Raw genomic sequence first — 23,948 nt, 5'->3', positions numbered from 1 at the left:
AGCGGAACGGCCATTAAAGCTGGATGCTAAATATATTATCCGGCTTTATCGGCCTTGTCACCCTGATCCTGATGATCCCCGCTTTCATTCCTTTGCTGGGCGCACTCAACTGGCTGCTGGTGCCCATGGCGCTGTTCGGCGCGGTGATCGGCATGATCTCATCGCGCAATGGCGGGCGTAATTTCTGCCTGATCGTCGCGGCCTTTGGCGCTTTACGGCTGTTCCTGGGCGGGGGGATTTTCTGACCGCCGCCGAATCTCATGCGCGATCAGGTCTGTTCGCTGCCGCCGCCGCCTATGGCCTGTGGGGGCTGTTGCCGCTGTTTTTCCGGCTGGTCGATCATGTCCATCCGGTGGAAATCGTCACCCAGCGGGTGTTGTGGTCGCTGCTGCTGATCCTCACGCTGCTGGCGGCGCGACGGGCCTTGGCCCCGATGATGACGGCGTTGCGCGAACGGCGGCTGATCCTGCCGCTGGCCGCTTCGGCGCTGATGATCGCGATAAACTGGCTGACCTATGTATGGGCAGTCAATGATGGGCATGTCGTCGCAACGAGCCTTGGCTATTTCCTCAACCCGCTGGTCAATGTCGCGCTGGGCGTGCTGGTGTTGAAGGAAAAGCTGCGGCGGCCGCAAATGCTGGCGATCGGCGTGGCGGCGGTGGGGGTTGCGATCCTGGCGGCGGCGGCGCTGACGACGTTGTGGATCAGCCTGACGCTGGCGATCAGCTTTGCTTTTTATGGCCTGCTACGCAAAATCACCCCGGTCGCGCCGATGACGGGCCTAGGCGTCGAAACGCTGCTGCTGACGCCACCAGCCATTGCTTATCTGATCTGGGAAGCGGGCCATGGCGGGGTGAGTTTCGGACAGGATGCCGGGACGACGGCGCTGCTGGTGATTTCCGGCGCAGTGACGACGGTGCCGCTGGTGCTGTTCGCCATGGCGGCGCAACGGCTGCCCATGGCGACGCTGGGAATCTTGCAATATCTGGCCCCGATGCTGCAATTTTTCTGCGGCGTCGTGCTGTTCGGCGAGACATTGAGCCAGGGCCAGATGCTGAGCTTTGGCCTGATCTGGATCGCGCTGATCCTGTTTGCGACCGATGGGGTGCGGATGGCCAGGCGGAACCGGGTGGCGACGGTTTAACACTCCCGTTGCGCCGCTCCTGATCCTCCCCTTGCAGGGGAGGTGTCGGGCCGCAGGCCAGACGGAGGGGTGTTCTGCTATCGTTAGGGTGACACCCCTCCGTCAGCACTGCGTGCTGACACCTCCCCTACAAGGGGAGGATGCCTGGATAACCTCCAGTCTTGATTGAATATGACTCAGGAAAATTCCGTCGCCTCGAAGCGCACCTTTTCGCCGACCGCATCATTGGCCAGCGCATCTTCCCACATCACGCGATTGCCGCGAATGATGGTGCCGACGGCCTTGCCGGTCAGCTCCATCCCCTCAAACGGCGACCAGTTGCAGCGGGAGGCCAGCCAGTCGCTGCCCACGGTCCAGCGTTTTTTCAGGTCCACCACGGTGAAGTCCGCGTCATAGCCAAGCGCGATCCGGCCTTTGCCGACCAGTCCGAACACCCGTTGCGGGCCGGAGGAGGTCAGTTCGATGAAGCGGCGCAGCGTCAGCCGCCCCTGTGCCACATGGTTGAGCAGCAGCGGCACCAGCGTCTGGACGCCTGGCATCCCGCTGGGGCTGGTGGGATAGGGCTTGGCCTTTTCCTCGATCGTATGGGGGGCATGATCGCTGCCCAGCACGTCAGGCACGCCCTGATTGAGCCAGTGCCACAGCCCGTCGCGGTGCGCGCCCGACCGGATCGGCGGGTTCATCTGCGCATAGGTGCCAAGGCGCGGATAGGCCTCCTCTCCGGCAAGCGTCAGATGCTGGGGCGTCACCTCGCAGGTCGCGATATCCTTGTTCTGGCCGATATAGGCGAGTTCGGCGGGCGTGGTGATGTGCAGGATATGGATGCGGCGGCGCGCGGCGCGGGCCAGGCCGATGATGCGTTTGGTCGCGATCATCGCGCTTTCATCGTCGCGCCAGACCGGGTGAGAGGATGGATCGCCCGCCAAGGCGTGACCTTTGCGCGCATTCATCCGCGTCTCATCCTCCGCATGGATGGCGACGCGGCGGGTGCCGCTGGCCAGCACGCGGGCGAGCGCATTGTCATCATCGACCAGCAGGCTGCCGGTGGAGGCTCCCATGAAAATCTTGACCCCTGCGGTGCCGGGGATGCGTTCCAGATCGCGCAGATGTTCGGCATTGTCCGCCGTCGCGCCGACATAAAAGGCATGGTCGCACCACATACGATGATGGGCGCGCTTGAGCTTGTCATGGACGCGGTCTGCCGTGTCGGTATTGGGATTGGTGTTGGGCATTTCGAACACGGCGGTGATGCCGCCCAGCACCGCGGCGCGGCTGCCCGATTCGAGATCTTCCTTATGCTCCAGCCCCGGCTCGCGGAAATGGACCTGACTGTCGATGCAGCCGGGCAGGACATCAAGGCCGGTGCAGTCGATGGTTTCGCCGGCATCACCAAGGTCCGTGCCGATCGCGACGATCCTGCCGCCGCGCACGCCGACATCGGTCTGCTCCGCGCCGCCCGGCGTATGGATGGTGCCGTTCTTCAGGATCAGGTCGAAAGTTTCGGACATGGTGCGCTCCGTGAAAAACCGTTCGCCCTGAGCGAAGTCGAAGGGCCATGCCGAACGCAGTGAGGCCTTCACGATGTTCAGGCAAGGGCTTCGACTTCGCTCAGCCCGAACGGGTTGGTAATTGGGTGCATCTGTCCTACCTAAAGCCGATGACCGGCACCACCCTCACCGACCGCGCGATCCTCAGAATTTCAGGGGAGGAGGCGCGACCCTTCCTGCAAGGCTTGCTGACGCGCGATGTTTTGACGCTGGCACCCGGTGCGCCGCGCTGGACCGCGCTGCTGAGCGCGCAGGGCAAGGCGCTGTTCGACATGATATTGTGGGCAGACGATGCGGATGTGTTGATCGACTGCGAGGCGGCGCAGGCGGAAGCCTTGGCGAAGCGGCTGACGCTCTATCGGCTGCGGCGGAAGGTCGTGATCGCCCGCGACACAAGGCTGGCGGTGCATTGGGCGCTGGAGGCGGCGGACAGGCCGCGCGATCCGCGCTTGCCTGCGCTGGGCCATCGCTGGATTGAAGCGCCGGGGGATGACGACGCATCCGCCGCGTTCCGCGCGCACCGGCTGGCGCTGGGCGTATTCGAGGGCGCGGATGAACTGGGGCAGGACCAGACACTCTGGCTGGAAACCAATGCCGGGGAGTTGCACGGTGTCGATTATGACAAGGGCTGCTATGTCGGGCAGGAGAATACCGCGCGGATGCATTATCGCGCCAAGGTGAACCGGCGGCTGGTCGCGGTGCCGCTGGCGCAAGCCGACGAGAAGCGCCAGCGGGCGGCTCTGCCGGACATGGGATTGTCGATCGAGTTGCGGCGGGTGGAAACGCTCGATCCGGCTACCCTGCCCGACTGGCTGGCGACGGCGGTTGCGGATCAGGCGGCGGAATGAACGCATTGCTTCCCAACCTCCGTTCGTTTCGAGCGAAGTCGAGAAACCTGTGCGCTACGTTTCTCGACTTCGCTCGAAACGAACGGAAGTTGTTGCTGCTGTTCCTTGCCCTGTTCGCCACCCCGGCCCTCGCCGACACCCCCTGGACGCTGCTCAAAACCTACCCGCATGACCCCGCCGCCTTTACCGAGGGACTCTTTTTCCATGACGGCGCTCTCTATGAAAGCACCGGGCTGGAGGGGCGGTCGGATATTCGCAAGGTGCGGCTGAAGGATGGCAAGGTCACCCAGCGCCGCGTGCTGGAGCCGCGCTATTTTGGCGAGGGGATCGTCAATTGGGGCGACCGGCTGATCAGCCTGACCTGGCGCCATGGTCAGGGCTTCCTCTGGCAACTGAGCGATTTCACGCCGACCGGCGACTTTCGCTATGCGGGTGAAGGCTGGGGGCTGACCCAGGACGGGCGGCATATCATCCAGAGCGACGGCAGCGCGCAATTGCGCTTCCTTGATCCTGAAAGCCTGGCCGAGCAGCGGCGCATCACCGTGACGTGGAACGGGCGCGCAGTCGATCGGCTCAATGAGCTGGAATGGGTGCGCGGCGAGATATGGGCGAATGTGTGGTATGAAACGAAGATTGCGCGGATCGACCCGGCGACTGGCGCGGTGATCGACTGGATCGACGTTGCGCCGCTGATGAAGGCGGCAGGCGTGCGCGATAGCGAGGCGGTGGCCAACGGCATCGCCTATGACGCGGCGAAGGACCGGGTCTTTGTTACGGGCAAATATTGGCCGAAGCTGTTTGAGATCAAGGTGGGGAAGTAGGCTTTGTCGATCCTCCCCTGCAAGGGGAGGATTATTTTACCGCTTCCAGCGCGCCCAGATGGCGGTAGGGAGCAACAGCCCGCGCGCTTCTTCCCGCACCGCCAGTTCGCCCACTTCGACCTCGCCGGGCAGGTCGGCAAAGGCCTGCCGCAGCAGTTCGCCGATCGCGAGGGCCGACATGCGGACGGCGTAGACGGTCAGGAACAGGAAACGGCTGTCGGCGTCGAGCAGCTGGCGGCAATTGGCGATGAGCGCGGGGAGATCTTCCTCCAGTCGCCAGACTTCGCCGTCGGGACCGCGGCCATATTTGGGCGGGTCGAGCAATATGCCGTCATAGCGGCGGTTGCGCCGGACTTCGCGGGCGACGAATTTGGCCGCATCCTCGACGATCCAGCGTATCGGCCGGTCCGCCATGCCCGACAGGTCAGCGTTCGCACGGGCCTGCGCCACGGATTTTTTCGACGCATCGACATGGACCATGCGCGCGCCGCTGGCCGACATGGCGAGTGTGCCGACCCCGGTATAGCCAAACAGGTTCATGACTTCGGCGTCGGGCTTGTCGGCGGTGCGTTCGCGCATCCAGTCCCACACCGGGGCCATGTCCGGGAAGAAGCCCAGATGGCGGAACGGGGTGCAACTGGACTGGAAGGTCACTTCCTTCCATGTGAGCGGCCAGCCTTCGGCGGGGACGGGCTTTTCGTAGAACCAGCGGCCCCCGCCCTCCTCGTCCGAACCGGGGACAAATTCGCCGTCCGCCTTCCAGTTATCAGTCGCGGGCGCCCACATCGCCTGCGGTTCGGGACGGATGAAGCGGAAACGGCCATAGCGCTCCAGCTTGCGGCCGTGGCCCGAATCGATCAGGCCATAATCGGCCCAGGGTTCGCCGATGAGGGTTTGAAGATTCATAGCAACTCTCCGTTCGGGCTGAGCGAAGTCGAAGCCCCCGCCTGAGCGACAGCGAAGGCCTCACTACGTTCGGCCGAGCCCTTCGACAGGCTCAGGGCGAACGGGAAATAACTAGGCGCGCGGGGTTGCGCGTTCGGCGACATAGGCGGTGACCGCCTCGAACGTGCCGGGCAGCTTCACATAATGTTCCTCGCGCGCGAACAGGTCGCCGACGCGGGCGGGGAGCGGCGGGCGGGTGCCGGTGGCGCGTTCGACCGCGTCGCGGAACTTGGCGGCGTGGGCGGTGGCCAGCGTGACGACGGGGATCGACGGGTCGAGGTCGGTCGCCTGCGCTGCGGCGAGACCAATGGCGCTGTGCGGGTCGATAATCTGGCCCGCCGCGTCATAGGCCCAGCGCATCGCCATGGTCATGCCGTCGGCGTCGATCCGGGCGGAGGTGAACAGGCCAGCCGCGCCCTCGCGCTGCGCATTGGTCAGGCGCATCGCGCGGGTGGCTTCAAAGCCGCCCATCTGTGCCGCCAGCGCCAGCCCGTCGCGCCCGCCCGCGTCGAACAGGAGTCGCTCAAAATTGGAACTGACCTGAATGTCCATGCTGGGGGTCGCGGTCGCCACGACCTGGCCCTGGCTATAATCGCCCTGCGACAGCGCGCGGTGGAGAATGTCGTTGACGTTGGTGGCGACTATGAGTTTCGCGACCGGCAGGCCCATTTTCGCTGCGACATAGCCCGCGAACACATCGCCGAAATTGCCGGTCGGGACCGAGAAGGCGACCGGGCGTTCGGGCGCGCCCAGGCGCACGGCGGCGTAGAAATAATAGACGACCTGCGCCATCAGCCGCGCCCAGTTGATCGAGTTGACGGCGGACAGGTTGAAGCGGCGCTTGAATTCGGCGTCGTTGAACATCCGCTTCACCATCGCCTGCGCATCATCGAAGCTGCCCTCGATCGCGATATTATGGACGTTGGGCGCGCGCACGGTGGTCATCTGCCGCCGCTGCACGTCGGACACACGGCCTTCGGGATGGAGCATGAAGATGTCGATCTTCTCACGCCCCGCCACCGCGTCGATGGCGGCCGATCCGGTGTCGCCCGACGTCGCGCCAACGATGGTTAGGTGATCGTCGCGGCGCGACAGGAAGCGCTCGAACAATTGGCCGAGCAGCTGAAGCGCGACATCTTTGAAGGCCAGCGTAGGCCCATGGAACAGTTCGAGCAGCCAGTTGCGATGGTCGAGCTGGACCAAAGGCACCACCGCCTGATGGCTGAAGCGGCCATAGGCGGCCTGGCACAATTCGCGCAGTTCGCCCTCATCCAGCGATCCGGCGACGAACGGGGCCATGACCCGGACGGCGGTTTCGACATAGGAGAGGCCCGACAAAGCGCGAATATCGTCGGGCGAGAAGGACGGCCAGCTTTCCGGCACATATAGCCCGCCATCGGACGCGAGGCCCGCCAGCGTGACATCCTCAAAACCGAGCGCCGGTGCGCTACCCCTGGTGCTGACATATTGCATGATGGGGAAGCGCGGTAGCGATGCGCGCGCCTATCGGCAAGCGTTTAGGGCGATTTTGGCGCGTTGCGGCGGCGCAGGGCGAGAATATAGATGATAGACGCGACGATCGCGAAGAAGAACCACTGCACCGCATAAGCGAGATGATTGTTGGGGACATCGGCGGCGCTGGGCGGGGCGGAGGGTTTGAGGCCTGCGGGTGCCGCGCGCGCGATCAGCATCGGGCGCAGCGGCATGGCCTTGCCGCCGATGCGGGTCAGCAGGGCGCGATGGTCGGGTTCTTCGCTGATCCAGCCTGCCACCTGCCCGCCGGTCCAGGCGACCTTGGCATCGGGGCGCTCCGTCACGCCAAGGGCTACCAGTGCGCCCGGTCCCTCCGCGCCGGTGGCGCATTGGGCGATGTGGCGATAGCCGGTCGAGCCATCGGCGGCGCGGCCTGCCTCGACCTGCCAGCCGATAACGCGCAGGCACTGAACCGACGAGGGGCGGAACAGCTGTTCGGGTGACACCGGCGGGAGTTGCGGGAAGGCGACCGGGGGGCGTGCCGGGTTGCTGGCGGCCAATTGCAGCGCCTGTGCCTTTTCCGCGCGGCGCTGGAACTGCCAGATGCCAAGGCCGATCATCACCAGCACAGCCGCCACGACGATGATGGTCGGGATGACGGGGATGCGCGGCGTGCTCATGCGTCGGGGCCTTTGCTGGCGATGCGACCTTCGCGCGCGCGGTTGCGATATTCTAGGCTAAGCAGCGCGCCCTTGGCGACGCGCAGGCTGGCGACGACGGCGATCGTGGTGAGCGGGGTCCAGAGCAGGATATGCACCCAGAGCGGCGGATGGAGATTAAGTTCCAGCGTCAGCGCCAGCACGACCATCAACGTGCCCACGATCAGCGTCAGGAAGGCAGCGGGGCCATCGCCGACATTGAACTGGACATAGTCGAGACCGCAGGCGCGGCAGCTGGGTGCGAATCGGACCGGGCCGTCGAACAGGGTCGCCGCGCCGCATTTGGGGCAGGCACCACGCGCAGCGTCGAGCAGAAGCGGCGCGGCGGGGCGGACGGGTTCAACGGGGGTTGTCATGGAGCTGGCATAGCGGGCGGCGGCCCAAAAGAAAACGGCCGGGGACGAGCCCGGCCGTTATTCATTGTATCCAGGAACGCGGAGTGATCAGCCGCCGTGGATCGGTGCGCCCCAGCCACCCCAGACATAGATGGCGACGAAGAGGAACAGCCACACCACGTCGACGAAATGCCAGTACCAGGCAGCGGCTTCAAAACCGAAATGCTGGCGCGGGGTGAAATGGCCCTTATAGGCGCGGACCAGATTGACGATCAGGAAGATCGTGCCGACCAGAACGTGGAAACCGTGGAAGCCGGTCGCCATGTAGAAGGCCGAGCTATAGGGGTTGCCGCCGAAATCGAACGGGGCGTGGGCATATTCATAGGCCTGCACGCAGGAGAAGATCGCGCCCAGGATGATGGTGCACCACAGACCCTTGATCAGACCGTCCCGGTCACCATGGATCAGCGCATGGTGCGCCCAGGTGACGGTGGTGCCGGAGCAGAGCAGGATCAGCGTGTTGAGCAAGGGCAGCTCAAAGGCGTTCATGACTTCCACGCCCTTGGACGGGAACAGGCCGTCGATCGGGGGCAGCGCGCTGGGGAACAGCGAGAAGTCGAAAAAGGCCCAGAACCAGCCGACGAAGAACATCACTTCCGATGCGATGAACAGGATCATGCCGTAGCGCAGATGCAGCTGGACCACGGGGGTATGATCGCCTGCATGGGCTTCGGCCACGACATTGGCCCACCAGCTGTAGAAGGTGAACAATACGCCGGCCAGGCCGAGCAGGAACACCCAGCCGCCGCCAGCGGGCAGCGCGTCGGGGTGCATCCACATGATCCCGCCAAAGGCCATGACCAGCGCCGACATGGCGCCAAACAAGGGCCAGATGCTGGGCGGGAGAATATGATAATCGTGATTCTTGGCGCCTGCCATGACTGCTCTTCCCTGTTCGCTTGTCCGTGTTCTTGAGAATTGCCTTAGCTTGGCTTCTTGTCCTGCTCAACAGGGTAGAAGGTATAGCTGAGGGTAATTTGCTGCGTATCCTTGTTATCCGGGTCTTTCAGGATCTTGGGATCGACGAAATAGAGGACGGGCATCCGCACCTCCTGCCCTGGTTGCAAGGTCTGCTGGGTGAAGCAGAAGCATTGAATCTTGGTGAAATAAGCCCCGGCTTGCGACGGGGTGACGTTGAAACTGGCGGTGCCGGTGACCGGCTTGTCCGACATATTTTTGGCGATGAAGATCGCCATGTCCTTGCTGCCCACGGTCACCGTATCGGTGCGATGTTCGGGATAGAATTGCCAGGGCATCCCCGGCTGGACATTGGAATCGAAGCGGATCGACATGGTGTGGCCCGCCGCTTCGCGCACCTGCACATTGGCGTCGGCGCGCATCGTCGTGCCGCCAAAGCCGGTCTGTTCGCAGAAGATGCGGTACAGCGGGACCGAGGCAAAGCCGAGCGCCAGCATCGACAGGCCGACGCCCGCCATGGCCATCATCGTGCGGCGGTTGCGTCGGTCACGGTCGAACGGAGAAGGCGGCAGCGTTGCCATCAGATCGCGCTGCTCCCGCCAATCTTCGCCAGGGTGATGGCGTAGAACAGGATCACCAGCGCCGCCAGAATCAGGCCCGTCACCAGCGCGCGCGACTTTTGCCGGGCGCGGATCAGCTTTTCTTCGTCTGGGGTCATGCCAATAGCCAGCGGTCGACGACCACTGCTCCAAAGAGGAGGAAAAGATAGAGGATCGAATATTTGAACAGCCGCCGTTCCGGTCCCATCCGCGCCGGATCGCTCTCACGACGGCGATAGACCTGGAAGGCAAGGACGGCGAACAGCAATGTACCAAACAGCGCGACGGTGCCGTAGAGCAGGCCCGTGAGGCGCAGCAGCACCGGAGCCATCGCCGCGACCGCCATGATCGCGGTGTAGAACCAGATCTGGCGACGGGTCGCGACTTCGCCTGAGACGACCGGCAGCATCGGTATGCCTGCCGCCGCATAATCGGTTTTGACGAACAGGGCCAGCGCCCAGAAATGGGGTGGCGTCCAGAAGAAAATCAGCATGAACAATGCAACCGGCAGTGCGGTTACGTCCCCGGTCACTGCCGCCCAGCCGATGACCGGCGGGAAGGCACCGGCCGCGCCACCAATGACGATATTCTGCGCCGTGCGGGGCTTGAGCCAGATGGTATAGACAAACACGTAGAAGAGGATCGAGATAGCCAGGATGGCGGCGGCGAGCCAGTTGGTCGCCATGCCCATCAGGATGACCGAGAAGAAGGACAGGCCGACGCCGAAATGCAGCGCCGACGTCCGGTCCATGCGCCCGGCGGGCAGAGGGCGATTGGCGGTGCGCTTCATCTTGGCGTCGATATCCGCCTCATACCATTGGTTGAGCGTGGCCGCCGCGCCTGCGCCCAGCGCAATGCAGAGGATGGCGGTGAAGGCCAGCACCGGATGGATATGGCCGGGCGCCGCCAGCAGACCGCACAGGCCGGTAAACACCACCAAAGTCATGACGCGCGGCTTGGTCAGCGCGAGGAAGTCGCGCCAGTGGGCCGTGATCGGGGCGGATGTCATCGTTACGCTCGTCATATCGGTTCCGGCCCCACCAGTCGGGGGCATATAGCATGAGGGGGCGGGCTTGGCACCCGCCCCCTCGATCATGTCAGTGCGTCTGCCGATCAGTGATGCGCGGCATCGTCGATCACGGGCAGGGTTTCGAACTGGTGGAAGGGCGGCGGGCTGGACAGGGTCCATTCCAGCGTGGTCGCGCCTTCGCCCCAGGGATTGCCAGCGGCCTTCTTGCCAGCCGCCAGCGACCAGAACACGTTGATGAAGAAGATCACCATGCCAACCGCCATGATTTCATAGCCATGGGTCGCGACCTGGTTCCATTTTTCAAAGGCGGCAGGATAATCGGGGTAGCGACGCGGCATACCCGACAGGCCCAGAAAGTGCATCGGGAAGAACAGCAGGTTCACGCCGACGAAGAACACCCAGAAATGCAGCTGGCCGAGGAACTCATTATACATGCGGCCCGACATTTTCGGGAACCAGTAATAGAAGCCCGCGAACAGCGAGAACACCGCACCCAGCGACAGGACGTAGTGGAAATGCGCGACAACATAATAAGTGTCGTGCAGCACGTCGTCGACGCCGCCATTGGCCAGCACGACGCCGGTGACGCCGCCCACGGTGAACAGGAAGATGAAGCCCAGCGCCCAGACCATCGGGGTCTTGTAGCTGATCGAGCCACCCCAGATGGTCGCGATCCACGAGAAGATCTTGATGCCGGTCGGCACCGCGATGACCATGGTGGCGGCGGTGAAATACATCTTCACATTCACCGACATGCCGGTGGTGAACATATGGTGCGCCCACACGACGAAGCCGACGACGCCGATCGCGACCATGGCGTAAGCCATGCCGAGATAGCCGAATACGGGCTTTTTCGAGAAGGTCGAGATGATCTGGCTGACGATGCCGAAGCCGGGCAGGATCATGATATACACTTCGGGGTGACCGAAGAACCAGAAGAGATGCTGGTAGAGTTCAGGATCGCCGCCACCGGCTGCGTCATAGAAGGTGGTGCCGAAGTTGCGGTCGGTCAGCAGCATGGTGATCGCGGCGGCCAGGACCGGAAGGGCCAGCAGCAGCAGGAAGGCGGTGACCAGCACCGACCAGACGAACAGCGGCATCTTGTGCAGGGTCATGCCCGGCGCGCGCATGTTGAGGATGGTGGTGATGAAGTTGACCGCGCCCAGGATCGAGCCAGCGCCCGCAATGTGCAGCGACAGGATCGCCATGTCGACCGCCGGACCGGCGGAACCGCTGGTCGAGAGCGGGGCATAGACGGTCCAGCCGGTGCCAGCGCCATAGCCGGTGCCACCGGGCACGAAGGCCGAGCCGAGCAGCAGGGCGAAAGCGGGGATGAGCAGCCAGAAGCTGATATTGTTCATGCGCGGGAAGGCCATGTCCGGCGCGCCGATCATGATCGGCACGAACCAGTTGCCAAAGCCGCCGATGATGGCGGGCATCACCATGAAGAACACCATGATGAGGCCGTGCGCGGTGATCAGCGCATTCCACAGATGATAGGCCTGGTCCAGCGACGCAGGCTCAGCCCCCAGCAGCGAATGCTGGATATTGGCCCAGCCCTGGAGATACTGGATGCCCGGCTGCGCCAGTTCGACGCGCATCAGGCCGGAAATCGCCCCGCCCACGACGCCCGCGAAAATCGCGAAGATCAGGTAGAGGGTGCCGATGTCCTTATGGTTGGTGGACATGAACCAGCGCTGGAAAAAGGCTGGCTTGTGATCGGCGTCGTGATGATCATGGGCGTGGTCGCCATGATGATCTGCGGTAATGGTGGTCATGGCGGTTCTGCCCTTACATCAAAGCTTGGCGTCAGCGGCGGGCGCGGCGGCGGCAACGGCAGGTGCCGCGCCAGCGGGCTTGCCGCCCTGCGAGAGTACCCACTGGTCGAACTGCGCAGGCGGCAGTGCTTCGATCGCAATCGGCATGAAGCCGTGGCGCGCGCCGCACAGTTCCGAACATTGGCCGTAATAGACGCCCGGCTTTTCGATGGTGAAGCTCTTTTCATTCAGGCGGCCGGGAACGGCGTCCATCTTGACCCAGAGCGAAGGCACCGCGAAGCTGTGGATGACGTCGGCGGCGGTGATGATCAGCTTGATCGGGCGACCGGCAGGCAGGACCAGCCGGTTATCGGCGGCCAGCTGATGCGGTTCGCCGCTGGCCTTGGCCTGTTCCTCGGTCAGCATGTTCGACACGAATTCGGGGATGCCCGCGTCGGGATATTCATAGCCCCAATACCATTGGTAGCCAGTAACCTTGACCGTCAGCGCATCCTTGGGCGCGGGCTTGTACTGGTCGGCCAGCAGGCCGATCGATGGCACCGCGACGACCAGCAGGATCAGCACCGGCAGCACCGTCCACACCACTTCGATGAAGGTATTGTGCGACGTCTTGGACGGGATCGGGTTCGCGCTCGCCCGGAAGCGCCACATGGCATAGAGCATCAGGACGAGGACGAGGATGGAAATCGCGAAGATCAGCGGCAGCAGCATCTTGTCATGCAGCCAGCGGGCGGTGTGGCCGGTGGAGGTGAACTGCTCCTGCAGCGTGACTTCGCCCGGCTTTGGCATACCGATGCCTTCGGTCGGCTTCATGCGCGGCGGCGCGGCGACTTTCGCCACGGGCGCGGCCTCGGCAGCCGAATCAGCCGGAGCGGCGGCATTGTCCGCAGCTGGCGTGGCGACGGCGACATTGTCCTGCGCCAGCGCCTGACCGTTCATCGCGATCGATGGCGCGAAGGCCAGCAATCCGGCGAGAACGAGCGATTTCACCTTGTTCATAGCGTATTCTTACCCCGTAACCCCTTGGCGCCGCTGCAACGAAGACGCGCGTATGCGCATCGCCCCCGCCCGGTCGGTTCTGCCGCGGCTTATAGGCATGGTTTTTTCATGCCTCAAGCTTCCATGACCAGATTTTCTTCGCTGTTGCAACGTCCCCTTTGGCCCCCTATTTCGCAGCAGCGCGCACAGGGGCGCGATCATGGCGCGTCGCGTGCGTCATGTTTACAGGGATATGATGGGGGGCAGAGCGCCCGCATGGCCCGCGACAGGATAGATGAACGGCATGAGCGACGAAGAGGTTTTGGCGGAATTCCGGGCAGCAGGAGCATTGCTGGAAGGACATTTCATATTGTCGTCGGGTCGCCGCAGCGCCAATTATCTGCAATGCGCCCGCGTGCTGATGAATGCCGAGCGCGCCGGGACACTCGCCCGCGCGATGGTGCAGAAACTGCCGCGCGAATTGCGGCAGGAGATCGACCTGGTGGTTTCGCCAGCCATGGGCGGGCTGATCGTGGGCCATGAAGTCGGCCGCGCGCTGGGCAAGGACGCCGTGTTTCTGGAGCGGCCCGAAGGGACGTTCGAGCTGCGCCGGGGCTTTGCCATATCGCCGGGACAAAAAGTGCTGATGGTCGAGGATGTCGTGACCACCGGCCTGTCGTCGCGCCAGGCGATCGAGGCGGTCGCAGCCGAGGGCGGCATCGTCATCGCCGAAGCGGCGCTGGTCGACCGGTCCGCGGGCGAAGTGGAGATGGGCGTCCCCTTCTACCCGCTCGTTTCGATCAATTTCCCGGTCTATGAAGCCGATGCGGTGCCGCCTGAACTGGCGGCGATCCCGGCGATCAAGCCGGGCAGCCGGAAGATATAGAGCCATGACCACGCCCCTGCGCCTTGGCGTCAATATCGACCATGTGGCGACCATCCGTAATGCGCGCGGCGGGGACCATCCCGATCCGGTCAAGGCGGCGTTGCTGGCGGTGAAGGCGGGGGCGGACGGGATTACTGCCCATCTGCGCGAGGACCGGCGGCATATTCGCGACGAGGATGTCGCGACGCTGATGGCGGCGCTGAATGTTCCGCTCAATCTGGAGATGGCGGCGACGGCGGAGATGCTGGACATCGCGCTGCGCTACAGGCCGCATGCCGCCTGCATCGTGCCGGAAAAGCGCGAGGAGCGCACGACCGAGGGCGGGCTTGATGCCGCCGGACAGTTTGAGGCGCTGGCACCGATCGTGAAGGCACTGGGTGACGCAGGGATTCGCGTCAGCCTGTTTATCGAGGCAGACGCGCGCCAGATCGACGCGGCGATCCGGCTGGGCGCGCCAGTGGTGGAATTTCACACCGGTGCCTATGCCCATATGCACGGCGAAGCGCGGGCGGCGGAACTGCGCAAGCTGGCCGATGCCGCCGCGCTGGCGGCCAAGAACGGGATCGAGCCGCATGCCGGCCACGGCCTGACCTTCGACAATGTCGCCCCAATCGCTGCGATTCCGCAGGTCGCCGAACTCAATATCGGTCACTTCCTGATCGGTGAGGCGATTTTCGGCGGGCTGGAAGGCAGTATCAGAGAGATGCGGCGGCAGATGGATCTGGCGCGGTGAACCAAGATATCGATCGCGACGATTCTTCACCCCTCCCCTTCAGGGGAGGGGACGGGGGTGGGGGCCATCGTCTTGGCACCGCGTCTGCGGCACGCCCCCACCCCAACCCCTCCCCTGAAGGGGAGGGGCTTTCAAAGTGATCATCGGCCTCGGCTCCGACCTCTGCAATATCGAGCGTATCCAGAACTCGCTCGACCGCTTCGGCGCGCGCTTTGAGAGCCGCGTGTTCACCGATGTCGAGCAGGCCAAGGCCAATCGCCGCCCCTTTACCAAGGCGGGGACGCTGGCCAAGCGCTTTGCCGCCAAGGAGGCTTTTTCCAAAGCGGTCGGGACCGGGTTCAAACGCGGCGTGTTCATGAAGGATATTGGCGTGGTCAACGCGCCGTCGGGTGCGCCGACGCTTGCCCTGACCGGCGGCGCGCTGGCGCGGCTGGAGACCATGGTGCCTGCGGGGCACAAGCCGGTCATTCATCTGACGCTCACCGACGATCATCCATGGGCGCAGGCCTTCGTCATCATAGAGGCGGTGCCGCTGTGAGCGCCCTGCCCCCCGACCCCAGCGAGCAGACCCCCATGACCGCAGCCGACCTGAGCGACGAGACGCCTGCACCGGAAACCCCCGCACCTGAAATCAAAGCGCCCGCACCATGGGTCAATTGGTGGCAGGAGGTCAAAAGCCTGTCGCTGCTGATCCTGGCGGTGCTGGCCTTCCACAGTTTCGTCGCCAAACCCTTTTACATCCCGTCCGAATCGATGATGCCGGTGCTGCTGACCGGCGACCGGCTGGTGGTGAGCAAATTCCCCTATGGCTGGTCCTATGTCTCGCCCAGTTTCCACCCCCTGCCCTTTCTGAAAGGGCGGCTGTTCGGGCGGCTGCCCGCACGCGGCGATATCGTCATCGTGTCGCCGCAGAACCGGCGTGAGGATTATATCAAGCGGGTGATCGGCCTGCCCGGCGACATTATCGAGGTGCGCGGCGGCCAGGTGGTGCTGAACGGCGTGGCGGTGAAACAGAAGGCATTGAAGCCGCTGCGCCTCGCGGTGGATGCCAATGCCCCCTGTTCGCCGATGCAGTTCCCCGGCGCGCGGGTCAGCGGTACAGACGGCAAGGACTATTGCGAATTGCCGGTGCGGCAGGAAATCCTGCCCAATGGCAAAACCTATCTGACCATCGACATGGGGCCGAGCGCGCTCGACTGGTATGGGCCGGTCAGGGTGCCGGCCAACCATGTGTTCCTGATGGGTGACAATCGCGACAACAGCGCGGACAGTCGCGCGCCGCTGGAGGAAAATGGGCTGGGCGGGCCAGTGCCATGGGAGGCGATTGGCGGGCGGGCCGAATTCATCACCTTCAGCCTGGATGGCGACACGACATGGAATCCGCTCAGCTGGGTCCGGTCGCTGCGCAGCGGACGGGCCGGGAACAGCCTGCGGCCAGCGAGCGTTACTGCCCCGGAATAAACGGACATAAGGGGTATCGGGTTTGAGCGACACGCAGCATCATGTCGAGGAACCCGGTCCCAGCGAAGTGCGCAGCCCGCTGGTGGCGCAGGAATTGCAGCGCGCAGGCGTGTGGTTCGCGCTGGCCATCCTCATCGGGCTGGTCGCGTTATTGGCGCAGCCGATCCTGCTGGTGCTGGGCGCGCTGGTGCTGGCGACGATGATGGATGGCGGGGCGCGGCTGTTGAAGCGCGTGCTGCCGATCGCGCGGGGCTGGCGACTGACCATCGTGCTGCTGAGCGCGGTCGCCTTCATGGTGTGGACCTTTTACCTCACCGGATCGAGCCTGATGGAACAGGCGCAGGCGATGCGGACGATCGTGGAAACACAGGTCGCGCGCGTGGGCGGCTGGATGCAGCAGATGGGCGTGTCCACCACGCCGGAGGATTTGAAGAGCCTTGCCAGTCAGGCGATGAGTTCGATGGGGCGGGTGACCGCGGCGGTCGGCACTGCGGTCGGCGCGATCACCAGCGGGGTGATGATGCTGGTGCTGGCGATCTTCATCGCGGTCGATCCCAAACTGTATGAACGCGGCGTCGCCTGGATGCTGCCGATGGAAAAGCGCAGCCATTTCTACGCCATCGCCGACAAGATGGGCTGGACGCTGCGGCGGCTGATGGCCGGGCGGCTGATCGGCATGGCCGTCGAAGGGGTCGGCACCTGGCTGCTGCTGTGGGCGGGCGGGGTGCCGATGGCGGGGTTGCTGGGTATTCTCACCGGCCTGTTCGCCTTCCTGCCCAATATCGGGTCGATCCTTTCGGGCGTGCTGATCATCCTGGTCGGCTTTTCCGGCGGCACCGACACGGGCCTCTATGCCTTTGGCGTCTATCTGGCGGTGCAGATTGTCGATGGCTATCTGATCGTGCCGATGGTGGCGAAAAAGGCCACGGACCTCGCCCCCGCGCTGGTGCTGGCGGCGCAGATCTTGTTCGGCGCGCTGTTCGGCATCATGGGGCTGTTCCTGGCCGACCCGATCGTCGCGATGATCAAGGTCTATCTGGAGGAACGGTCCAAGCGGCTGGAGGCAAAGCGCGCGGCGCGGGTGGCGGAGCGGCTGGGGGTCTGAGATTTTGCTGCAGTAGGTATAAAATACCCCGTCCATTCAACCCGGCAGCACCAAACTCGCTTCCAGTCCGCCGCCCGGTCGGTTGGCCAGCCGCAAAGCGCCCTGATGCTCCGCCATGATCGCGCGCACCAGCGCCAGCCCCAGACCTGCCCCGCCCGTCTCGCGGTTGCGTGAGCCTTCCAGCCGGGTGAAAGGTTCGAGCATTTCGTCCATCCGGTCCTCAGCAATGCCCGGTCCTTCATCGGCCACCACGATGCGGATCATGCCACCTTCGCGGTTGACCGACACATGGGCGCGGTCGCCATAGACGATGGCGTTTTCGATGAGGTTGCGCAGTGCGCGACGGATTTGCTGGGGGCGGACGAAGGCGACCGCGCGGTCGCTGTCGGTCATGTCGACTGGCGATCCCAGTTCGATGAAATCCTCCACCACCGCGTCGGCGAGAGAGGCGAGATCGACCTTCTGCGCCGCTTCCGTGCTGCGTCCGGCGCGGGCGAGCGAGAGGATATCCTCCAGCATCCGGTTCATTTCATCGATGGTTTCCGACATGCGCGCCCGTTCGCCATCATCCTCGACCGATTCGGCGCGGACCCGCAGCGAGGCGAGCGGGGTGCGCAGATCATGGCCGATCGCGCCGAGCATCCGGTCTTTCTCATCCAGCATGGCGATGATGCGCGAACGCATGGCATTGAACGCCATGGTAAGGTCGCGCACGTCGCCGGGGCCGCGTTCATCGACCGGATCGGCTGCGCCGGTGCGGGCAAATTGCTGGGCGGAGCCGGTGAGCTGCTTCAACGGTTGCGCGAGGCGGCTGCCGACCCAGAGCAAAGGCAGCAGGACGATGACGTAGAGGATGAGCGTCTGGCCGATCAGCCAGCCGCCAAATCGCGGCGCGCGGTCACCCGTGCGCGCCTGCACCACCACCCATTTCCCCGCCTCATATTCCGCCGCCAGCGTCAGCCGCGCGACGCGATGGTCGTGCGGCGCGTCGCCATTGGCGCGGATGCGGATGCGCTCCCAGCGGCGCATGGGCATCACGGCATCGTCCTGCGCGACACGGACGCTCAATATGTTGAGGCCGATATCGTCGAACATCGCCATGGCGCGCTTTTCAATGTCGGGACGTGGCTGTCCGTTGAGCGTAGGGGTGCCCTGCACGAAGCGGGCGCGCATCCGGGGCGGGCCGGGGCGGTCGGGCCGATTGTCGAGCGCATCAATGACGCGATAGACGGCAGGCGCAGTCTGGCCGGTCAGCTCCAGCCGGGTCCGTTCGCGATAGAGCAGCGCGAAATTGATCGCCTGCGCCACGAACAGCGCCAGCGCGACCAGCGCGATGATCTGCCCGACCAGACTTTGCGGCCACAGGCGCATCCTTTTGATCATAATTTGCGAACCTCAGCCGACAATGTGTAGCCGCCACCCCAGACGGTCTTGATCAAAGTCGGGTTTTTCGGGTCCGGCTCGATCTTCTTGCGCAGGCGGCTGATCTGGTTGTCGATCGCCCGGTCGAAGGCATTGGCCTCGCGCCCCTGCGTGATGTCGAGCAACTGGTCGCGACTCAGCACGCTGTTGGGGCGGGTGGCGAAGGCCAGCATCAGATTATATTCGGCGGTCGACAGCGGCAGCGACACGCCTTCGCTATCCACCAGCGTGCGCTCCTGCGTCTTGAGCAGCCATCCGGCAAAGCTGTAATTGGCGCCATCGGGCGCGGTGACGCGCTGGCCGCCAGTGGCGACGCGGCGGAAGATCACTTTGATCCGGGCGACCAGTTCGCGGGGCGAAAAGGGTTTGAGGACATAATCGTCCGCGCCCATCTCCAGCCCGACGATGCGGTCGGTTTCCTCGGTGCGGGCAGTCAGCAGGATGACAGGGATTTCGCTGGTTTCGCGGATATGGCGGCAGAGCGACAGGCCGTCCTCGCCGGGCATCATGATGTCCAGGATCACCAGGTCGATCGCATTGGCGTTCAGGCGAATGCGCGCTTCCGTCGCACTGTCGACGGCAGTGACGCGAAAGCCGTTGCGGGACAGATATTGCGCCAGCGGCTCGCGGATCGAACGCTCGTCATCGACGAGCAGGAGATGGGGTTTTTCGCTCATGCTGCCTGTCTGTCATGGCTGAACAAAGGTTGGAAGGGCGAAGGCGCAAGGGGGCACGCCTTCGCCCTTCCAGTTGTCGCGGTCCGGTTCAGGGACATCAGGGGGAATGCCGGGCCTGACCGCGAAGGGGAGAGATCAGCCTGCCGGTGGCGGGGGTGCCTTGCGGTCCTTCCACGCGCCGCGCATCGCTTGACGGGCTGCCTTCATTTCATCGGCGGTCACCTTGCCATCCTTGTTGGCGTCGGCCTTGTCGAACATCGCGACCGGTCCGGCCATGAACTCAGCCCTGGTGACGGCGCCATCCTTGTTGGCGTCACCGCGCCCGCCCATCATCATGCCGCGCTTGCCGGGACCGGCATGATGGCGACCGCCCCATTTGCGGCCTTCGCCACGCTCGGCGCGCTTGTCGGCGCGGGCTTCATGCGCGGCGGTGAATTCCGCCTTGCTGACCTGGCCATTCTTGTCGGTGTCCAGCGCGGCGAAGCGCATGTCCAGCCGCTGGGCGCGCATCGCGTCACGATCGGCCTGGGTCAGCTTGCCGTCCTTGTCGACGTCCATCTTCGCAAAGCGCGCTTCCAGCGAAGCGGTCAGTTCCGCCTTGCTGATCGCGCCATCCTTGTTGGTGTCGGCTTGTGTCATCATCCCGCCGCGACCACCGCGACCCGGCCCCTCACCACCCGGCTGGGCAAAAGCGAGATGCGATGCGGCAAGGCCGCCAACGAACAGCGAACCCAGCGCCACGGTGCCAAAAAATTTGCGGATCATATCCTGTACCTTCCAAATGATTGTCATGAACGGCATGTCGCCGTCCTTGAAATCACTTATGGGCAAGACTTGTCCCGCAACTATGTCAGCGCAACAGCCAAACTGTCGCAATTTGTAACGGTGCATTGGCGTTGCCGTACCGGCCCACACCCCCACCCGGCCTCCCACAGAGTGTATCCTGAATGGGAGGTCGGGTGGGGGTGTGGGCCGGTGCGGAATGAATGTGCGAAGGCACATTCCGCGATAGAAGATCAGCCCGAAATGACGGCGCGCGCGTCCCGCGTGGCATTTTGCGTGTCGAGCGCGAGCTTCTTCACCTCCGCCGCCACGACGGAAAAGCCGCGCCCGGCTTCCCCTGCGCGCGCCGCCTCGATCGATGCATTGAGCGCCAGCAAATTGGTCTGGCGGGCAATGCCGTCAATCGCATCGACTATGCCGCTGACTTCGCCCAGCACCCTTTCGATGCTGGCACGGCGGTCACGCTCCTGCCGACTGAGGCGCTGTTCGGCGTCCTCGCGCGCGGCAATGGCTTCCTGTTCGGCGCTGATGTCGGTGGCGAATTTGATGATGCCGATCTGTACGCCATCATCGTCGAAGATCGGATTATAGCTGCCCCTGATCCAGATCAGCCGGCCCTGCCGATCCTGCCGTCGATAGACGCCGGTGTCGAATTGCCCCGCGCGCAACCGGTCCCAGAAAGCCGCATAGTTGGCCGTGCCGGCCAAGCCCGGTTCGCAGAACAGGCTGTGCGGGCGCAATTCGATGTCCGCAAAATCATAGCCGAACAGGGTCAGGAAATTATCGTTGGCGCCAATGACACGGCAGTCCATGTCGAAGCTGACGATCGCCGTTGAGCGCTCGATCGCGCGACAGATTGACGATGTCTCCAACTCTATGCCGTACATGCCCATGCCTCCGAAATGGAGGCATGGGCTACAATCGGTTAACGCTTACCTAACCATGCGGCAGGCCGAGCGCGCGGCTGATCAGCGATCGCGCCGACCCAGCAGCCGCAGCCGCAGCGCATTCAGCTTGATGAAGCCCGCCGCATCGCGCTGGTCATAGGCGCCTGCGTCATCCTCGAACGTCACGACCTTTTCGCTATAGAGCGAGTAAGGCGACTTGCGCCCGACGACATAGACGCCGCCCTTGTAGAGCTTCAGCCGAACGGTGCCGGTGACCTTTTCCTGGCTATGGTCGATCGCGGCCTGCAACATCTCGCGCTCTGGCGAGAACCAGAAGCCGTTATAGATGAGTTCGGCATAGCGCGGGGCCAGTTCATCCTTCAGATGCGCCGCGCCGCGATCCAGCGTCACCTGCTCGATGCCGCGATGGGCCAGGTGATAGATGGTGCCGCCCGGCGTTTCATACATGCCGCGCGACTTCATGCCGACGAAGCGGTTTTCAACCAGGTCGAGACGGCCAATGCCATGCTTGCGACCATAATCGTTGAGCGTTTCGAGCAAAGTCGCAGGCGACATCGCAACGCCGTTGATCGCGACGCCATCGCCCCGCTCGAAATCGATGGTGATATATTCGGGCGCGTCGGGCGCGTCCTCCGGGTTGACGGTGCGCGAATAGACATAGTCGGGGACTTCATCCCACGGATCTTCCAGCACTTTGCCTTCGGACGAGGTGTGCAGCATGTTCGCGTCGGTCGAAAAGGGGCTTTCGCCGCGCTTGTCCTTGGCGATCGGGATCTGATTCTGTTCTGCGAACTCGATCAGCCGGGTGCGGCTGGTCAGATCCCATTCGCGCCAGGGCGCAATCACCTTGATGTCGGGCGACAGGGCGTAATAGCCCAGCTCGAAACGGACCTGGTCATTACCCTTGCCGGTCGCGCCGTGCGATACCGCGTCGGCACCGACCATCTTGGCGATCTCGATCTGGCGCTTGGCGATCAGCGGCCGGGCGATCGAGGTGCCGAGCAGATAGAGGCCTTCATAGAGCGCATTGCTGCGCATCATCGGGAACACATAATCCCGCACGAATTCTTCGCGCAGGTCGTCGATGAAGATATGTTCTTCCTTGACGCCCATCAGCCGCGCCTTGGCCCGCGCTGGCTCCAGTTCCTCGCCCTGCCCCAGATCGGCGGTGAAGGTCACCACCTCGCACTGGTATGTCTGTTGCAGCCATTTCAGGATCACGCTGGTGTCGAGGCCACCGGAAAAGGCAAGGACGATGCGGTTGATCTTGTCTGACATGGCTGGCGACTCTTCTGTGCAGTGATGGCGCGGATGATGCGCGCGGCGCGTATCAGCCAAGGGGCAAAAGTGCAACCGGACAGGCAAAAAGGGACCGGAAGCGCTGGCCTCCGGTCCCTTTCCTGATGTCGTCAGGGTTGATTAGTGGGTGCGCGGTTTCAGAACACCGGTGCGCACGCCGTCATTGCCAAAGCGATAGACAGTCTGGCTGCGGTCGATCGCCGGGGTGGGCGTGGCGACCGGCTGAGCCTGCTGGGGCGATGGCGGCGTTTGCACCGCCTGACGCTCGGCCAGCAGGAACTTGGCCCGGCGCACCCGCTTGGCATGGGTGAGGAAGGGGTTTTCCGGGCTGGGCAGCGCGGCGACCATGGCGGCGATCGTGCGCTCCTCGTCCGTCACTGGCGCAGCGGGCGTGTAGATGGTACGCGGCGCAACGGGCGCCGGAACGGGTTCGATCGGCATCGGTTCGGCGACCGGCGCAGCCAGTTGCTCCTCCTCGACCGCTTCGACCGGACGACGACGACGCATCAGCGCGGCACCACCCAGGCCTGCGAGCAGCAAAGCTGCGCCCCCCATGGCGAAGAGCAGGGCATTGTCGGTGCGCGCGGCCTGCTGTTCCACTACCGGCGCGGCTGGCGTTGCGGCAACCGGCTCCGGCGCGATCACAGGGGCGACCGGTGCCGGGGTTGCAGCAGGCGGCGTCACCGCAGGGGCCGATTGTGCGACGGCGACCGGTGCAACTGGCGCCGCGACCCGTTCCACGGGGCGCGATGCGGCGCGGCGCGGCGCTGGCGCAGGCTTGGCGGCGGCCTCTGCTTCAGCGGCTGCAATCGCTGCGGCGCGACGTTCCTCGACTGATGGCGTGGCTTGCACTACCGGCGCGCTGGTCGCGAAAGTGGGCGTCGCGGGGGCAGCAGCGACTGGCGCTGCCGCAGCTTCCGGCGGTGCGGCGGGTGCGGCTACCGTTGGAGCGAGCGGCGGCGGCGCGAGTTCCTGCGCCAGCAAAGGGGTTGCACTGAGGGCCAGAACAGCGGCGATCGCGGCCCTGGCGGGGCGAATGGGGCGAGTGTGTTCAGTCATAGCGAAAGATAAACCCACAACATCTTCGATTGACCGCAGACAGACTCTCGCTTTCAGGACGGATGGTGGCAGATCAGCGGCAGGATGATTGGCCTGAACAATGGTTCATCTTCACATGAACGGTAGATTTACAAAATAATACTATCAGTCTTCTAACCCACGTCCTTCACGATAGGCGCCATCCAACAGAGCGTCCTGCCGCGCCTGATCCTTGTCGTCCGCAATCCGCTCCGCCTTCGTCCGGCCGAATTTCGCGCGATTGCTGTCCGCCGCGCGCGCCCTGTCATCTCGCACCTTCGCCTTGCGCGCCTGGCGCAGATTGATGACATTGCTCATGTCCCGACCGATCCTTGACCCGTTTCTGGCTAATCACCGATTATAGGGGCGGCGATCATGGCTTGCCAAGCGCGGCCTGTCCCT

The 23,948-nt window shown here is 64.1% G+C and carries 27 protein-coding genes; 9 read left to right on the top strand and 18 right to left on the bottom strand.

Features of this window, described 5'->3' with window-relative positions:
• Positions 1-23: 23 nt before the first annotated feature.
• Both ACODSR_RS08900 and rarD read left to right on the top strand, forming a co-directional pair.
• The gene (locus ACODSR_RS08900; RefSeq protein ID WP_489075656.1) at positions 24-245 is read left to right on the top strand and encodes a hypothetical protein; all 222 of its coding nucleotides are present in this window, start codon (positions 24-26) and stop codon (positions 243-245) included.
• A complete protein-coding gene (gene rarD / locus ACODSR_RS08895) occupies positions 242-1,144 on the top strand; it encodes an EamA family transporter RarD (protein ID WP_489075838.1) in 903 nt (300 codons plus the stop codon). The genes ACODSR_RS08900 and rarD overlap by 4 nt, the downstream gene beginning before the upstream one ends.
• 176 nt (positions 1,145-1,320) lie before the next feature.
• Here rarD and ACODSR_RS08890 read toward each other — a convergent pair whose 3' ends face one another.
• Positions 1,321-2,652: a dihydroorotase gene (locus ACODSR_RS08890; RefSeq protein ID WP_489075654.1), complete on the bottom strand. Its 1,332-nt coding sequence runs from the start codon at positions 2,650-2,652 to the stop codon at positions 1,321-1,323.
• Positions 2,653-2,801: 149 nt separating this feature from the next.
• Here ACODSR_RS08890 and ygfZ point away from each other — a divergent pair, with 149 nt between their 5' ends.
• Together ygfZ and ACODSR_RS08880 are read left to right on the top strand one after the other, a co-directional pair.
• Positions 2,802-3,539 carry a CAF17-like 4Fe-4S cluster assembly/insertion protein YgfZ gene (gene ygfZ, locus ACODSR_RS08885; RefSeq protein ID WP_489075836.1) on the top strand — a complete coding sequence of 246 codons (738 nt, stop codon included), beginning with the start codon at positions 2,802-2,804 and terminating at the stop codon, positions 3,537-3,539.
• A gap of 89 nt (positions 3,540-3,628) precedes the next feature.
• Positions 3,629-4,360, top strand: a complete 732-nt coding sequence (locus tag ACODSR_RS08880) for a glutaminyl-peptide cyclotransferase (protein WP_489075652.1) — start codon at positions 3,629-3,631, stop codon at positions 4,358-4,360.
• A 36-nt stretch (positions 4,361-4,396) separates the two neighbouring features.
• Here the strand turns inward: ACODSR_RS08880 and ACODSR_RS08875 are convergent, their stop codons facing one another.
• The 10 genes from ACODSR_RS08875 to coxB form a co-directional block, all read right to left on the bottom strand.
• Entirely contained in the window at positions 4,397-5,266 is an 870-nt protein-coding gene (locus ACODSR_RS08875) for a class I SAM-dependent methyltransferase (RefSeq protein ID WP_489075650.1), read from the bottom strand.
• A 111-nt stretch (positions 5,267-5,377) separates the two neighbouring features.
• Positions 5,378-6,778, bottom strand: coding sequence for a threonine synthase (thrC, locus tag ACODSR_RS08870; protein ID WP_489075648.1), 1,401 nt, complete (start codon positions 6,776-6,778; stop codon positions 5,378-5,380).
• Positions 6,779-6,822: 44 nt separating this feature from the next.
• Complete coding sequence (locus tag ACODSR_RS08865) at positions 6,823-7,458, bottom strand: SURF1 family protein (RefSeq protein ID WP_489075646.1); 636 nt, start codon at positions 7,456-7,458, stop codon at positions 6,823-6,825.
• Positions 7,455-7,853, bottom strand: a complete 399-nt coding sequence (locus ACODSR_RS08860; protein WP_489075644.1) for a DUF983 domain-containing protein — start codon at positions 7,851-7,853, stop codon at positions 7,455-7,457. The genes ACODSR_RS08865 and ACODSR_RS08860 overlap by 4 nt, the downstream gene beginning before the upstream one ends.
• Before the next feature lie 87 nt (positions 7,854-7,940).
• Positions 7,941-8,771 (bottom strand): cytochrome c oxidase subunit 3, encoded by an 831-nt coding sequence (locus ACODSR_RS08855; protein WP_119746104.1) that lies wholly within the window; start codon positions 8,769-8,771, stop codon positions 7,941-7,943.
• A 44-nt stretch (positions 8,772-8,815) separates the two neighbouring features.
• Positions 8,816-9,391, bottom strand: a complete 576-nt coding sequence (locus ACODSR_RS08850) for a cytochrome c oxidase assembly protein (protein WP_489075642.1) — start codon at positions 9,389-9,391, stop codon at positions 8,816-8,818.
• Positions 9,391-9,528 (bottom strand): hypothetical protein, encoded by a 138-nt coding sequence (locus ACODSR_RS08845; protein WP_182913925.1) that lies wholly within the window; start codon positions 9,526-9,528, stop codon positions 9,391-9,393. The genes ACODSR_RS08850 and ACODSR_RS08845 overlap by 1 nt, the downstream gene beginning before the upstream one ends.
• Positions 9,525-10,418, bottom strand: a complete 894-nt coding sequence (locus tag ACODSR_RS08840) for a heme o synthase (RefSeq protein ID WP_489075640.1) — start codon at positions 10,416-10,418, stop codon at positions 9,525-9,527. Before ACODSR_RS08840 ends, ACODSR_RS08845 begins: the two co-directional genes overlap by 4 nt.
• A 104-nt stretch (positions 10,419-10,522) precedes the next feature.
• Positions 10,523-12,217 (bottom strand): cytochrome c oxidase subunit I, encoded by a 1,695-nt coding sequence (gene ctaD, locus ACODSR_RS08835; protein ID WP_294133706.1) that lies wholly within the window; start codon positions 12,215-12,217, stop codon positions 10,523-10,525.
• An 18-nt stretch (positions 12,218-12,235) separates the two neighbouring features.
• On the bottom strand, positions 12,236-13,216 hold the full coding sequence (gene coxB, locus ACODSR_RS08830; RefSeq protein WP_489075638.1) for a cytochrome c oxidase subunit II: 981 nt from the start codon (positions 13,214-13,216) through the stop codon (positions 12,236-12,238).
• A gap of 283 nt (positions 13,217-13,499) precedes the next feature.
• Here coxB and pyrE point away from each other — a divergent pair, with 283 nt between their 5' ends.
• The 5 genes from pyrE to ACODSR_RS08805 all read left to right on the top strand — a co-directional run bounded on the left by pyrE (position 13,500) and on the right by ACODSR_RS08805 (position 17,380).
• Positions 13,500-14,081 carry an orotate phosphoribosyltransferase gene (gene pyrE / locus ACODSR_RS08825; RefSeq protein WP_489075636.1) on the top strand — a complete coding sequence of 194 codons (582 nt, stop codon included), beginning with the start codon at positions 13,500-13,502 and terminating at the stop codon, positions 14,079-14,081.
• Positions 14,082-14,085: 4 nt separating this feature from the next.
• Positions 14,086-14,814: a pyridoxine 5'-phosphate synthase gene (locus ACODSR_RS08820; protein WP_489075634.1), complete on the top strand. Its 729-nt coding sequence runs from the start codon at positions 14,086-14,088 to the stop codon at positions 14,812-14,814.
• Positions 14,815-14,950: 136 nt separating this feature from the next.
• A complete protein-coding gene (gene acpS / locus ACODSR_RS08815) occupies positions 14,951-15,352 on the top strand; it encodes a holo-ACP synthase (RefSeq protein WP_217673657.1) in 402 nt (133 codons plus the stop codon).
• A gap of 35 nt (positions 15,353-15,387) precedes the next feature.
• Positions 15,388-16,275, top strand: coding sequence for a signal peptidase I (lepB, locus tag ACODSR_RS08810; protein ID WP_489075632.1), 888 nt, complete (start codon positions 15,388-15,390; stop codon positions 16,273-16,275).
• Positions 16,276-16,297: 22 nt separating this feature from the next.
• Positions 16,298-17,380 (top strand): AI-2E family transporter, encoded by a 1,083-nt coding sequence (locus tag ACODSR_RS08805; protein WP_489075630.1) that lies wholly within the window; start codon positions 16,298-16,300, stop codon positions 17,378-17,380.
• Between the two features lie 36 nt (positions 17,381-17,416).
• Here the strand turns inward: ACODSR_RS08805 and ACODSR_RS08800 are convergent, their stop codons facing one another.
• The 7 genes from ACODSR_RS08800 to ACODSR_RS08770 form a co-directional block, all read right to left on the bottom strand.
• The gene (locus ACODSR_RS08800) at positions 17,417-18,760 is read right to left on the bottom strand and encodes a sensor histidine kinase (RefSeq protein ID WP_489075834.1); all 1,344 of its coding nucleotides are present in this window, start codon (positions 18,758-18,760) and stop codon (positions 17,417-17,419) included.
• Positions 18,760-19,479 (bottom strand): response regulator, encoded by a 720-nt coding sequence (locus tag ACODSR_RS08795; RefSeq protein WP_489075628.1) that lies wholly within the window; start codon positions 19,477-19,479, stop codon positions 18,760-18,762. The genes ACODSR_RS08800 and ACODSR_RS08795 overlap by 1 nt, the downstream gene beginning before the upstream one ends.
• Positions 19,480-19,614: 135 nt before the next feature.
• Positions 19,615-20,244: an EF-hand domain-containing protein gene (locus tag ACODSR_RS08790; protein WP_489075626.1), complete on the bottom strand. Its 630-nt coding sequence runs from the start codon at positions 20,242-20,244 to the stop codon at positions 19,615-19,617.
• Positions 20,245-20,495: 251 nt separating this feature from the next.
• Entirely contained in the window at positions 20,496-21,149 is a 654-nt protein-coding gene (locus ACODSR_RS08785) for a PAS domain-containing protein (protein ID WP_489075624.1), read from the bottom strand.
• Between the two features lie 81 nt (positions 21,150-21,230).
• Entirely contained in the window at positions 21,231-22,448 is a 1,218-nt protein-coding gene (locus ACODSR_RS08780) for an argininosuccinate synthase (protein ID WP_119746127.1), read from the bottom strand.
• Positions 22,449-22,589: 141 nt separating this feature from the next.
• Positions 22,590-23,528: a hypothetical protein gene (locus tag ACODSR_RS08775; RefSeq protein WP_489075622.1), complete on the bottom strand. Its 939-nt coding sequence runs from the start codon at positions 23,526-23,528 to the stop codon at positions 22,590-22,592.
• 144 nt (positions 23,529-23,672) lie between these two features.
• A complete protein-coding gene (locus tag ACODSR_RS08770) occupies positions 23,673-23,864 on the bottom strand; it encodes a DUF4169 family protein (protein WP_489075620.1) in 192 nt (63 codons plus the stop codon).
• Positions 23,865-23,948: the final 84 nt, after the last annotated feature.

The organism is Sphingobium sp. FG125 (genome assembly GCF_057809795.1).
The sequence above is the reverse complement of the archived record's forward strand: the minus strand, read 5'-3'. Positions and strand labels throughout refer to the sequence as shown.